The sequence below is a fragment of the Shewanella sp. SM23 genome (assembly GCF_025654295.1).
In the GTDB taxonomy this organism is placed as follows: Bacteria; Pseudomonadota; Gammaproteobacteria; order Enterobacterales; family Shewanellaceae; genus Shewanella; species Shewanella oncorhynchi.
The window spans coordinates 23951-36519 of record NZ_JAKKRM010000008.1 but is presented as its reverse complement, the minus strand read 5'-3'; the positions used below and the strand labels follow the sequence as shown (position 1 = coordinate 36519).

Below are 12569 nucleotides of genomic sequence, written 5' to 3'. Positions count from 1 at the left end.
ACGCCTTGTGGCCTAAAATAATCCTGACGCTATCTGCCTAACCTCCTGCTCAACCCTCTGTACCAAAGAAGCGTCTGCCAATAAGGGAGAACCACAATTAAAGGGAGGTTTAGGATCATATTCAAACAATAACTGCAGTGTTTTAGCCTGTTGTTCACCCTCTATATTGGCAATGAGTGCCAAAGCAAAATCGAGCCCTGCAGTAATACCGCCGCCACTGATCCGATTACGGTCAATCACAATACGTTTATTTTCAAAAGTAATTTGAGGATATTGTGCCAATACTGAAGCATAAGCCCAGTGAGTGGTCGTGCGATAACCATTAAGTAAACCTGTTGCCGCAAGAATCAAGGCTCCAGTGCATACAGATGTAATGTATTGCGCTTGCTCCCCCTTGCGTTTTAAGAAAGAAATGACTTGCTCATCCTGTATTTGCGCCAAAGGATTTGCGCTCCCAGGCACTAACAGGATATCTATCGGCGGACAATTATCGAAATCGTAATTAGGTTGTAAGTTAACGCCCGCATCACAGGGTAATAGCATGCAGGTTTTCGCAAAAGTGAAGGTTTCAAAAGATGGCACAAAGGCTAAAAACTGTAGTGGCCCATAGGCATCGAGCATCGTCATGCCGGGATAAAGAAAAATACCTACTCTTAATTTGTGTTTGATTGGATTATTTATTTTATCACTTTGGGCCGTTTCAATATTTTCACTCATCACAGATTCTCCATCGGTAGTGACAATTTCATATTTCAGGTAACACTGTCGTTGCAGCTAACCCTATGATCATCACTATAAAGCCCATTATTCCTAACCATCAGGCACAAACTCGCCCGAATGTTTCAAATGGTACACCTGAGCCTATCTGTTCCACTTAAGCAAAAATCACAACACAAGAGCCATTGAGGCTAATGTATAATCAAACGCCTGAATTGAATTTGGAGCAAAATCCAGTATGCACACCAAGCCCCACATGCGCATAGAACAAAACCCGCGAGCGATGCTCAAGGTTCTCCACGTTTTCAAGGAAATGCTTAAACAGCAAGATTATCGTGATATTGCAGTGGCAGATATTGCGCACAAAGCCGATGTCGGGCGCACGACGTTTTATCGCTACTTCAAACGTAAGCTGGATATTCTTATTGCACTACATCAAAATATTTTTGAAAATATCTTTGAAGATCTACGGTCAACCGAAGACTGGCTTTCAACTAACACACCACCCTCATTGGAAAAACTGCTTATTACTTTTAGCCGAAACAGCATGTTTCGCCGTTCCATGTCATTTAGACTAGGTAGCGACCTCGATGCTGCAACTAAACAATTACAAACTAAACTTGTGCAACATATCGAAAATAAATTGATCAACACCTTCAACACTGACGAATTTATTATTCCAAGCTACACATTAGCCCATAGCATAGCAGCTCTTTATTTATGCCAAATTCAACAACTTATCGCCAGTCCCACACCTTGTTCTACACAACAAGCAAAATACTTACACTTACTGACTCGAGGCATGATTGTAGCTGCATTGACGACAACTAATAGCAGCGAAGCCCACACCAATGGAAATCATTAAGGTAAAAATCACAGCATTTACATCATTCTCAAGCGATGAGTTTGGTAATCCAACGCAAACCAAAGGTGCTACGCAGTAGTTTTACAGTGCTGTTGTGGCGCATTTGAAACAGGCAGCCAAGGCTAAAACTGACGATTAAACCTGGTGTCGACCCTATAAAATCACGACTGCTTTGCGCTAATTGTCGTTTCCTCATCAGTAACAAATCATGCTGCAACTGGCCTTGTTCCGTCAGCACAGTCAGCTTAAACTGCTGTTTTTTAAGTAACTGTTGAATTAGCATAGTCGCGCCTCCTATTTTTGGTGTTCCGACTCTCGAGTCGAGAGCAAAAGCTGTAATTGCTGCCAAGTCTTCGAAAAGCCAGTTTGTGACAGCACATAGCCAAGACTACGCCAACACCAAAGCAATAAAACAAACTGTAGCACCACCAAAGCGCTCACTGTGGCCAATAACGAACCGCTCAATTGAAACAGCATATAGCCCAACAGCAATAAAATACTGCCCCAGAATAACGTAATGCCAGTACCAAAACAGACGACTAAAGCCGCAGCGATAATCAGGCTACGCCCTGTTAACCGCCATTCTGCCGTTGCTATTTTCCCGGCCAACTTCAACTGCTCGAGATAGGCTTGCTTCACTGAACTGCTAAGAACAGCTATTTCAGCCAGTTGATCCATTGCCTGATCAATAACTTTATGCTGGGCAGCAGCTGATGCTGTCTGCCCAGTTTTGGCGGTTTGCGCACTATGCTGGACGGGCCTTTGTTCTGGCGCCTCTGACCTTGCACGGTTTTGCATAAATCCACCTTAGCGACGGCGCAATAAAGCCGTTAATACCACGCCAGCGGCAAAGGCAATCCCAGCTGTGGCCAATGGATTTTGCACTGCCAACTCACGGGTTTTGCTATAAGAACTTTGCAGTTGTAATTTGATTTCCTCCTGCTTGAGCGCCAGAGTTTCCTGTGAGCTAGCTGCCGTTTTACGCAAAGTGTCTTCTGCAACTGCGGCTTTCTCTGCTACTACATCAACAGCATGGTGCGTCACTTCAGTTGCTTTCGCTGTTGTGGGTGAATTTAAAGCACCGCTATCTTTACTGTTAGTTTGTTCTGCTACGCTTTTTGAACTGGCCATAGAAAGCCTCCTTGGTGAACACTGTGCAATGCAACAAGATGCTGCACTTTGCGTACAAACCAATGCAATGGCTATACCAAACAATATAAACGCATAAAAACAATAAGTTATAACTACTTTATTTCTATTAACCCTCTCAGTTAACGGTAGATGTTACCTGCATTGAGTAATTTTTACCTGCGACGAAGAAAGGCGAGAAATGGCTGTAATGGCGGCTAAGCTGAAAGCTAAATAAGCGATAGACTGAAGGGACGGGAGAACAAGATAACTCTTATTTTTTAATTAGTTAATCAAATAAAATTTATCATTACCGTATAAATTAAAAAACAAAAAGCCCGTTTGTCATTACGACAAACGGGCTTTTTGTTGAATGAGGTGAGTTGGCCGATAAGCCGGGTCCTGTCTTGGACAGTCATTCATCTAGGCCTGCAATCGCTCACAGGCTCAAGCGACCTACCCGGTTCCAACGCGAGCCACGCCATACGGAACCCTATTTGGTCTTGCTCCGGGTGGAGTTTACCTTGCTACGAACTATTGCTAGCCGCACGGTGCGCTCTTACCGCACCCTTTCACCCTTACCGACCTGATAAATCAGGCAGGCGGTCTACTCTCTGTTGCACTTGTCGTCGGTTCGCACCGCCCAGGCGTTACCTGGCACCCCGCTCTTTGGAGCCCGGACTTTCCTCCCCGTTCTTGCGAACGCGGCGACTGTCTGGCCAACTCGGCGCGGATTATAGCCTAAGCCACCCTGATGCACCACAGATAATCCGCTCGTAACCGTTTTAGCGCTTATAAATCAGACTCTAGGCCGTATTTATACAGAGCATTCTTTTTAAGTCCATGAATTTGCGAGGCAATTGCTGCGGCTTTCTTCAATGGTAATTCTTCACATAAGAGTTTGAGCGTATTAATAGCGACGGTGGGAATCGCTTCGTCATCACTCAAATGGTAGCCATGCACCATAAGCACGATTTCACCCTTCTGCTGATTCGGGTCAGTACTAACAGTGGCAAGCACCTCTGAGACAGGACCAGATAAAAAAGTTTCGAAGGTTTTGGTCACTTCACGCGCCATGACGACGTGGCGTTCGCCACCAAGCACTTCAACCATAGTCGTTAGACTGTGCTCAATGCGGTGGGGTGATTCATAAAATATCAGCGTGCGCGGATCTTCTTTCAATGCCAATAACTTATCAGCGCGGGCTTTTTCTTTAGACGGCAGAAAACCTTCGAAAGAAAAACGGTCCGATGGCAAACCCGAGGCGCTCAGGGCGGTAATTGCCGCGCAAGGGCCGGGTAAGGGGATCACATTAAACCCAGATTGGCGCACATGGGAAACCAAGTGATAACCCGGATCGGAAATCAACGGGGTACCCGCATCTGAAATTAATGCAATCGACAGTCCAGCTGCAAGCTGATCGACAATCCACTGGGCACGAGCACGCTCGTTATGGTCATGCAGCGCCGTAGTTTTTGTGGTAATACCAAAGTGGCTCAATAACTTACCGCTGTGGCGAGTATCTTCACAGGCGATCAATGAAACCTGATTCAGCACCTCTATTGCCCGTGAGCTCATATCGCCCAAATTACCTATGGGAGTAGGAACTATGTAGAGTGCGACGCTTTGGTCCATATATACCTCTGTAATGACAGTGCCAAGACTTTCGTCAAGCGCGAGAGAAGGTTAAACTAGAGGCTGCATCTTACCAGAGTGAAGCCCAGTGTTAAAAAGCCTGAATACAACTAAGTTCGTTTCCGTGGCCATTTTATCGGTAATCTTGGCGGGTTGTGGCACTTCAACGCCCACCTCGACCGAAACTGCACCCACAGTGGCCACCTCTTTAGCATCCGCACCTTTGTCGGCCAATGTGTATTTGGCACAAGCCGCCAATAGCAAAGATCCGCAGCAGCGCGATACTAATCTGCTGCTCGCAGCCCATGCCTACATCAATGCCAACGACTACGCAGCAGCGCAGAAGCTACTAAAATCGATACAGCCAAGCTTGAATCAGAGCCCAACATTTCTGGCCGAACATAAATACTTGACCGCGCGCGTGCTTGAACATACGTCCACCTATAGTGATGCACTTAAAGTTCTCAATTATCCAAGCAATTGGAGTTTGCCAAGCTGGCAGATGACGGCTTATCACCAATTCAAGGCGCATTTATATCAATTGAATAAACAGCCTATTGAGCAAGTGCGTGAACTGAGTTTACTGACGACTTACTTGCCCCCCGCCCAAGCCAACGAGGTGAATAACGCGATTTGGCAAGTGCTGCAGCCAATGCACGAACAAACCTTAAAAGCCTTTACCCAAGATGCTAAGACTCCTGTGTTTACGGGTTGGTTGCAATTGGCTTATATCGCGAAGCATTATGCTGTCGATCCGACACAGTTAGTACGCTACTTAGGCGAATGGCAGAAACAAAATCCTTATCATCCTGCAGCGGCTAAGCTACCCGCCGATCTTGACAGAGCCTTAAACGCTAAGCCATTTACGCCAAAAAACATTGCTGTGCTGTTGCCGCTGACGGGCCCAAGAGCTAACGCTGCCAATGCAATTCGCCAAGGCATATTAGCCAGTTACATGGCAAAGCAAAATGACCAAGTCGCAGTCAACTTTTATGACACGGCAAACGATGCTGCCAGCGCTTACCAACAGGCGCTAACTGCGGGAGCCGAATTTATTATTGGCCCATTATTGCCTACTGAAATTGAACAACTGCAAGTGAGCAATGCGGCAAACACTGCCGCCACTAATGCGGTGACTAATACTGCTAACCCAGACAAAACGGCCAATACAGCACCTGCTACGCCTGTGCCACAACTATATTTAAATCAAGTAGATAAGTTCACCCCCGATCCGAATAAGTTCTACTTTGCATTATCTCCCGCACAAGAGGCGGCCGATGCGGCGGAGCATTTATATCAAGATGGCGTAACTATGCCGTTACTGCTCGCCAGTAACGATGCCCTTGGCAAACGCATGGCCGAAAGCTTTATTCAAGCATGGAAAAAGAAGAGCGATAACCCTGTCGAAGTTCACTACTTCGATGGCGGTGATAAAATGCGCACCACAGTACAAGATGCCCTTGGAGTGCGCGATAGCCAAGAGCGGATCGCCCGTATTAAAGAGTTGTTAGGCAATTCAGTACAAGCCGACTTCCGTTCACGCCAAGATATTGATGCCATTTATATGATTTCAACGCCACAGGATCTAACCCTGCTCAAGGCCTTTATCGACGTAAACTTTAGCGTTTTCACACAACCTGTGCCTTTATATACCTCAAGCCGCAGCCGAGTTGAAAATGAAAGCACACAAACGGCGCAGGATTTAAATAACCTGACCCTAAGCGACGCACCTTGGCTAATGCAAAACGGCGAAGAAAATCTGATGGTCAACACACTATTTTCGGGCTGGAATAACAGTCAGAAACGTTTGTTTGTTATGGGTTATGATGCAATGGATTTGATCGGCCGTTTAGCGCAAATGCGCTCATTCACAGGTTATCAATTCAATGGTCGCAGTGGTGCTTTATCTGTCAGTCCAGATGGAATAGTCAACCGCCAATTAAGCTGGGGACGTTATGAAAGAGGTAGCTTCCGCCAGTTATGACACTCGGACAGCAGGCAGAATCGCAAGCCCAACGTTACCTTGAACAACAAGGCTTAACTTTTGTCGAACGTAATGTCCGCTATCCGTTTGGGGAAATTGATTTAATCATGCGCCATAAAAGCTATTGGGTATTTGTCGAAGTGAAGTATCGTTCGGCAAATCAATATGGCGGCGCATTACAGGCCCTAAGCAGCGCGCAGATTTCGCGAATTCGCAAAGCGGCTAGCCACTATTTACAACTCAATAGACTCGATGTGCCCTGTCGTTTCGATGTCATCGCCATGGAAGCCGATCAAATTCATTGGCTAGTCGATGCCTTTTAAGTGCCAATAGTGAAAATTATTTTAACGTCTGTGCCTCAACACGCTTGTGGAAATATGGCATGATAGCAACACTTTATCCTGAAAGGATTTATCCATGTTAGAACGCATTAAAGACAGCTTTACTGAATCTATCCAGACAAAAATCGATGCAGCCGAAGCACTGCCAGAATCCATCGCCAAAGCGGCCGAGATGATGGTGCACTGTCTTTTGGGTGGCAATAAAATCCTTGCTTGCGGTAACGGCGGCAGTGCTGGCGATGCGCAACATTTCTCAGCAGAACTGCTAAACCGCTACGAGATTGAACGTCCACCCTTACCGGCCATCGCTCTGTCTACCGATACTTCAACCATCACAGCTATCGCCAACGACTATAGCTATGATGAGATTTTCTCAAAACAGATTTTTGCCTTAGGTCAACCGGGCGACATTCTGCTAGCAATCTCGACCAGTGGCAACTCAGGTAACGTGATTAAAGCCATTGAAGCCGCATTAAGCCGCGACATGACTATCGTAGCGCTAACAGGTAAAGATGGCGGCGCTATGGCTGGCCTACTGAGCGTGAACGATGTGGAAATCCGCGTACCTTCAAATGTCACTGCACGTATCCAAGAAGTGCACTTACTGGTGATCCATTGCCTGTGTGACAATATTGACCGCACCCTCTTCCCACAGGACGAGCAGCAATGAGACACGCTGCCCCGCTGTTAATGGTTTGCTTGCTGCTTCAAGGCTGCGCCGGTGCCGTTATGGTGGGCGCAGTCAGTGGCGCTATGATGGCCAACGACGAACGTACTGTTAAGACTCAGCTTGATGATACCAATACTGATTTTAAGATCACCAGCGCACTGCTAGAGCAAGAAGATCTTAAAAAACAAACGAATATCACGGGTGTATCCGTCAATGGCAATGTACTTATGATAGGCCAAGCCCCTAACTCTACGTTAAGGGATAAAGCCATCAAGGTCGTACAAGATCTTAAGCTCGGCGGCAAAATACATAATCAAATCCGCATTGGCAATCCAACCTCTTTCACCACCCGCAGCAATGACACTTGGGTTACAACCAAAGTGAAGGGCCGCATGCTGAACGAAAAAGATTTGGATGTGACTCGCATTAAAGTCATCACTGAAAATGGTGAAGTCTTCCTGCTGGGGGTGATTCATCGCTCACAAGCAGACTTAGCTGTTGATATCGCCCGTAATACTGCTGGCGTGCGTAAAGTGGTGAAAGTATTTGAGTATGCTAAGTAATTTTGCAGTTTATCTATTTAAAACTTAAGCCTAAGTGGTGAGCCAACTCGCCCACTTAGGCTTAAACCCTCGCTGTTATTTTCCCGTGAGTGTATCCGCTATCTTAGGTGCCGATTTTGATAGGATCGATCCTAACCAAGGTAAAAACAACGAAGGCAATACGATTAAGGCTGCACCGAGCCAACTTAAGTTATCCAACCATTCATCGAACAACAACCAGCCTAAAAAGACAATAAACAACAAGCCTGTGTATTCCGCAATCGCGATATCACTCGCCTGTGCCTTGCGGTAAGCCAGCACACAAAACCAGTGATAAACCAATAAAAATGCGTTGCTCAGCAAGGCCACGCCCACCAGCTCCCAACTCAAACCCTCAATACCCTGAAACGCTGCAATCACTAACGTTGCCGGAATACCCAGTAAGTTATATAGCATTAGCGTTAGCACAGGATGCTCAGCATGGGGCACTTTTTTAAGTGCTAACTGATTCACTGCAAAAGTAAAAGCAGAAAACAGTACAGCAATGCCGTACCAGTTCATTTCACTCGGTCGCAGGATAATCAAGATGCCGACAAAACCTAAGCCAGTACAGATTGTCTGAGCAGCGGTGATCCTCTCGCTCAGGAAGAAATACCCCATCAAAATAATCATTAGCGGTGCGGAATAAAACAATGAGCTAACTGTCGCGAGCGGCAATGCCATTAAGCCAATAATTAAAAAAAGCGCGCCAACTGAGCCTATGTTGGCACGCCAAAGGTGAACTGAGATATGTGTCGTCATCGGACGCTGCGAATACAACCACACTGGCAACAACATAAATACTGAAGAGATTTGCCTGACAAGGAGGAAAGTCGAGGCACTCGCATCGTCCGGTAACCACTTGATCGACACATCATAGAAGGCACTGAATAGATTACCTACTATCAATAAAATCAAACCAATAACTACTGGGCGTTGCATTTTTTAACATCCATAAATCTCAATGGCGGCATGATAATCCTCGCAAAACTTAAGCTGAAATGATGCTTTCTCATGCTAGATGAATTAAATTCATACTAAAGCCTTTAGATATTGAAAATCATGAGAAAGCTCCCGCCATTACGCGCTCTACAAGTATTTGAAGCTGCCGCCAGACAGCAGCATTTTTCTAAGGCCGCCGATGAACTGTGCATCACCCAAAGTGCAGTGTCTCACCAAGTGCGAGTATTAGAAGAGTATTTTGGCGAGCAACTGTTCGACCGTCAGGGGCGTAAACTGCAGTTAACGCCTAAGGGGCACGGACTATTTTTAGAGTTAGAGCGGATATTCAACGAGTTAAGCGACCTCAACTTGAAAGTACGCGATACGCCAAATCAACAGCTGTGCTTAGCCGTTTACAGCTCATTCTCAGTAAAATGGTTAATCCCAAGACTCGCCGATTTTCGCCGCCAATATCCGAGCGTGAAAATTCGCCTCGAGATGATCACCCAAGATCCTGACCTAAGCACCAGCACCGCGGATATCTTCATCGCCGGTAAGCTAAATCAACGTGGCTATTGGCAACAGTTACTGCACAAAGAGCGTTTAATTCCTGTATGCAGCCCCAGTTTTTACCTTAAATGGCGCGACATAAGCCTGAGTAATTTCCAGCAACAAGCTCTGCTTGTGGTTGATGAAGGACCATTAGGGCTCGACTGGCACAAGTGGTCATCGGCGCACCAAATACCACTCGATAACGAACAACAGCATGTGTTTAGTCATATTGTGATGGCGATTGAAGCGGCGATTGCTGGCCAAGGCTTAGCCCTAGCGCCGGACTTTATGGTGGCTGGCGATATCACAACGGGGCGTTTAGTCGCCTTGAATCTGCCCGATGTGCATACCGGATTTGAATTTACCTTCTTTTGTAAGCAACGCCGTTTATCAGAACCTGCGATTGCCGCTTTCTCATCTTGGCTAAAATCACAGGCTTAGGATGAATTTACAGGCACAAAAAAGCCGACGCGAACGTCGGCTTAATTTATCGACCGATTGATTACACTAACAAACCAATCTTCTCATACACTTTCTTCAGGGTCACTTCGGCGCGCGCCTGCGCACTCTGTGCACCAGCTTTCATCACTTGGTCTAAGTAAGCGCGATCGCTACGAATCGCACGGTAACGCTCTTGCAGTGGCTCTAACATACTCACAACCGCTTCACCTGCCGCACCTTTCAAATGGCCATACATCTTGCCTTCAAACTCGGCTTCTAGGCTCGCAATGCTTTGCCCTGTCACACCCGACATGAGACTCAGCAGGTTAGAAACACCCGGTTTATTATCCACATCAAAACGCACGACTGGCGGCTCATCACTGTCTGTCATGGCTTTTTTCAGCTTCTTCAGCACTGATTTCGGATCTTCTAGCAGGCCGATAACGTTATTACGGTTATCGTCTGACTTAGACATCTTCTTTAGCGGCTCCTGCAGTGACATGACTTTAGCGCCAAGCTCAGGAATAAACGGCTCAGGAATGGTGAAAGTATCACCATAGGCATTGTTAAAACGAGTAGCGATATCACGCGTTAACTCAAGGTGTTGCTTCTGATCTTGGCCAACGGGGATTTCGTTCGCTTGATAAATCAGAATATCCGCCGCCATCAACACTGGGTAGCCAAATAAACCCACGTTGATGTTGTTAGCGTGCTTTTGTGATTTATCTTTAAACTGAGTCATGCGGCTCAACTCACCCATTTGGGTATAGCAGTTTAATGCCCAACCCAATTGCGTATGTTGTGGCACCTGTGACTGGATAAACACTGTACTCTTTTTAGGATCGACGCCACAGGCCAAATACAGGGCTAAGGTATCTAAACACGCTTCGCGCAACGCTTTAGGATCTTGGCGCACGGTAATGGCATGCAAATCAACTACACAATACAGACAGTCGTGGCTATCTTGCATCGCAACCCATTGACGCAATGCACCCATGTAGTTACCTATGGTTAATTCGCCGGACGGCTGTGCACCGCTGAGTACTATGGGTTTGGTCATTACGTCATTGCTCCACTATCTATATAAAAAGACTAAAAAATCGACTAAAGAACAGGTAACCCCCATTACTTGGTAGGTTTTACCCAGTTCAGAATCTCACTAAATTGCTCACATACGGCATCTGGGCCACTGAGCCCAATATCTTCACCGTAGTTGTAGCCGTAGGTCAAGCCGATTGATGCTATCCCAGCCGCTTTCGCCGCTAAAATGTCGTTTTTAGAATCGCCGACCATCAATAACTCAGTTTTCTCCAATTGCCACTCATGCAATAAATGCTGCAGCGGCAAAGGGTCAGGCTTCATCTTCGCTAAGGTATCGCCACCTAACACTAAGCTGAAAAAGTCGTTAATCCCAAAGGCATTGAGTAATGGCATGGTAAAACGATAGGGTTTATTGGTGACAACCGCTAACTTAAAGCCTGCATCAAACAAAGTTTGCAGCACTTGATGCACGTCGCTATACAGCGCACTGTGCTTTTCAAGATTCTCTTGGTAATGATGCATAAAAATCGGCATAGCCGCATCAAGGGTTGATTGCTCAACATCCGTTCCCAAAGCATGACTCATAGCACGGCGCATCAACATCTCTGCACCGTTACCGACCCAAGTACGAACTTGCGCTTCAGAGCAGCTCTTCAAACCTAACTCAGTCAAGGCTTCCTGCGTAGCAACGGTTAGATCCGGCACACTGTCAATCAGCGTGCCATCTAGATCAAACGCAATCGCTTTAATCTTATCCCACATGGCTATGCCCCAACTTTAGCAAGTTCGGCACGCATCTCATCAACAACGGCCTTATAATCGGGCTTGCCGAAAATAGCCGAGCCCGCAACAAACATGTCCGCACCGGCGGCCGCGATTTCGGCGATATTGTCGACCTTAACGCCGCCATCGACTTCTAAACGAATATCAAAACCACTGGCATCAATACGCGCACGCACTTGGCGCAGCTTATCTAAGGTTGATGGAATAAAGGATTGACCACCAAAACCAGGGTTCACTGACATCAATAGGATCACGTCGAGTTTATCCATCACATGGTCAAGATAATGCAGTGGTGTCGCAGGGTTAAACACGAGACCCGCCTTACAACCGCACTCTTTGATGAGCTGAAGTGTGCGATCGACGTGCTCAGAGGCTTCTGGGTGGAAAGTAATAATAGACGCGCCCGCTTTAGCAAAATCAGGCACGATACGGTCAACCGGCTTGACCATCAAATGCACATCAATATCAGCGGTAATCCCATAGTTACGCAGTGCTTGGCACACCATAGGGCCAATCGTTAAGTTAGGAACATAGTGATTATCCATCACATCAAAATGTACTACGTCGGTTCCCGCATCTAACACAGCTTTTACATCGTCACCCAAACGGGCAAAATCGGCAGATAAAATTGATGGAGCAATCAAGAATGGACGCATAAAACACTCGCTGCTATTTGGATAAAAAGTGCCTTATTTTACCCTGAGCCAAGCTAAGCCTCTATAGCTAAAGCCACATTTCTGGCAATTGATCCGCTATGTCTATGTCAGTAAAGCAGCGCACTCTGCAGCTATCGCAGTAAATTAGGGCTTAGATTCGGTAAAATAAGCTAATATTTCCGAGCATTTTGGCTGGAATTGATAATTTTTTGTTCATAAACTAAGCGAGTTTG

At 46.3% G+C, this 12569-nt stretch carries 15 protein-coding genes and 1 other RNA gene; 6 read left to right on the top strand and 10 right to left on the bottom strand.

Annotated elements, in window-relative coordinates:
- Positions 1-12: 12 nt before the first annotated feature.
- Positions 13-717: a DJ-1/PfpI family protein gene (locus L5L98_RS11755; RefSeq protein ID WP_263140979.1), complete on the bottom strand. Its 705-nt coding sequence runs from the start codon at positions 715-717 to the stop codon at positions 13-15.
- A 238-nt stretch (positions 718-955) separates the two neighbouring features.
- On the opposite strand from L5L98_RS11755, the gene L5L98_RS11750 reads away from it, so the two are divergent.
- Complete coding sequence (locus L5L98_RS11750; protein WP_263140977.1) at positions 956-1582, top strand: TetR/AcrR family transcriptional regulator; 627 nt, start codon at positions 956-958, stop codon at positions 1580-1582.
- Between the two features lie 28 nt (positions 1583-1610).
- Here the strand turns inward: L5L98_RS11750 and L5L98_RS11745 are convergent, their stop codons facing one another.
- The 5 genes from L5L98_RS11745 to rsmI all read right to left on the bottom strand — a co-directional run bounded on the left by L5L98_RS11745 (position 1611) and on the right by rsmI (position 4345).
- The gene (locus L5L98_RS11745) at positions 1611-1865 is read right to left on the bottom strand and encodes a hypothetical protein (RefSeq protein ID WP_263140973.1); all 255 of its coding nucleotides are present in this window, start codon (positions 1863-1865) and stop codon (positions 1611-1613) included.
- Positions 1866-1876: 11 nt separating this feature from the next.
- Positions 1877-2380 carry a hypothetical protein gene (locus tag L5L98_RS11740; protein WP_263140970.1) on the bottom strand — a complete coding sequence of 168 codons (504 nt, stop codon included), beginning with the start codon at positions 2378-2380 and terminating at the stop codon, positions 1877-1879.
- Between the two features lie 9 nt (positions 2381-2389).
- Positions 2390-2713 (bottom strand): DUF883 C-terminal domain-containing protein, encoded by a 324-nt coding sequence (locus L5L98_RS11735; RefSeq protein ID WP_263140969.1) that lies wholly within the window; start codon positions 2711-2713, stop codon positions 2390-2392.
- Between the two features lie 372 nt (positions 2714-3085).
- An RNA gene (rnpB, locus tag L5L98_RS11730) (RNase P RNA component class A) lies at positions 3086-3437 on the bottom strand.
- A 65-nt stretch (positions 3438-3502) separates the two neighbouring features.
- Positions 3503-4345, bottom strand: a complete 843-nt coding sequence (gene rsmI / locus L5L98_RS11725; RefSeq protein WP_263140967.1) for a 16S rRNA (cytidine(1402)-2'-O)-methyltransferase — start codon at positions 4343-4345, stop codon at positions 3503-3505.
- A gap of 88 nt (positions 4346-4433) precedes the next feature.
- On the opposite strand from rsmI, the gene L5L98_RS11720 reads away from it, so the two are divergent.
- From L5L98_RS11720 to dolP, 4 genes are all read left to right on the top strand, one after another.
- On the top strand, positions 4434-6329 hold the full coding sequence (locus L5L98_RS11720) for a penicillin-binding protein activator (RefSeq protein WP_263140963.1): 1896 nt from the start codon (positions 4434-4436) through the stop codon (positions 6327-6329).
- Complete coding sequence (locus tag L5L98_RS11715) at positions 6326-6652, top strand: YraN family protein (protein ID WP_219251813.1); 327 nt, start codon at positions 6326-6328, stop codon at positions 6650-6652. The genes L5L98_RS11720 and L5L98_RS11715 overlap by 4 nt, the downstream gene beginning before the upstream one ends.
- A 94-nt stretch (positions 6653-6746) precedes the next feature.
- A complete protein-coding gene (locus L5L98_RS11710) occupies positions 6747-7340 on the top strand; it encodes a phosphoheptose isomerase (protein ID WP_105250525.1) in 594 nt (197 codons plus the stop codon).
- On the top strand, positions 7337-7903 hold the full coding sequence (gene dolP, locus L5L98_RS11705; RefSeq protein ID WP_105250526.1) for a division/outer membrane stress-associated lipid-binding lipoprotein: 567 nt from the start codon (positions 7337-7339) through the stop codon (positions 7901-7903). The genes L5L98_RS11710 and dolP overlap by 4 nt, the downstream gene beginning before the upstream one ends.
- A gap of 75 nt (positions 7904-7978) precedes the next feature.
- Here dolP and L5L98_RS11700 read toward each other — a convergent pair whose 3' ends face one another.
- Positions 7979-8863, bottom strand: coding sequence for a DMT family transporter (locus tag L5L98_RS11700; protein ID WP_219251814.1), 885 nt, complete (start codon positions 8861-8863; stop codon positions 7979-7981).
- Between the two features lie 120 nt (positions 8864-8983).
- On the opposite strand from L5L98_RS11700, the gene L5L98_RS11695 reads away from it, so the two are divergent.
- On the top strand, positions 8984-9856 hold the full coding sequence (locus L5L98_RS11695; protein WP_173913161.1) for a LysR substrate-binding domain-containing protein: 873 nt from the start codon (positions 8984-8986) through the stop codon (positions 9854-9856).
- Between the two features lie 61 nt (positions 9857-9917).
- Here the strand turns inward: L5L98_RS11695 and trpS are convergent, their stop codons facing one another.
- The 3 genes from trpS to rpe all read right to left on the bottom strand — a co-directional run bounded on the left by trpS (position 9918) and on the right by rpe (position 12336).
- Positions 9918-10916, bottom strand: coding sequence for a tryptophan--tRNA ligase (trpS, locus tag L5L98_RS11690; protein WP_113941452.1), 999 nt, complete (start codon positions 10914-10916; stop codon positions 9918-9920).
- Positions 10917-10981: 65 nt separating this feature from the next.
- Complete coding sequence (locus L5L98_RS11685; protein WP_263140955.1) at positions 10982-11659, bottom strand: phosphoglycolate phosphatase; 678 nt, start codon at positions 11657-11659, stop codon at positions 10982-10984.
- A gap of 2 nt (positions 11660-11661) precedes the next feature.
- A complete protein-coding gene (gene rpe / locus L5L98_RS11680; protein WP_012090481.1) occupies positions 11662-12336 on the bottom strand; it encodes a ribulose-phosphate 3-epimerase in 675 nt (224 codons plus the stop codon).
- Positions 12337-12569: the final 233 nt, after the last annotated feature.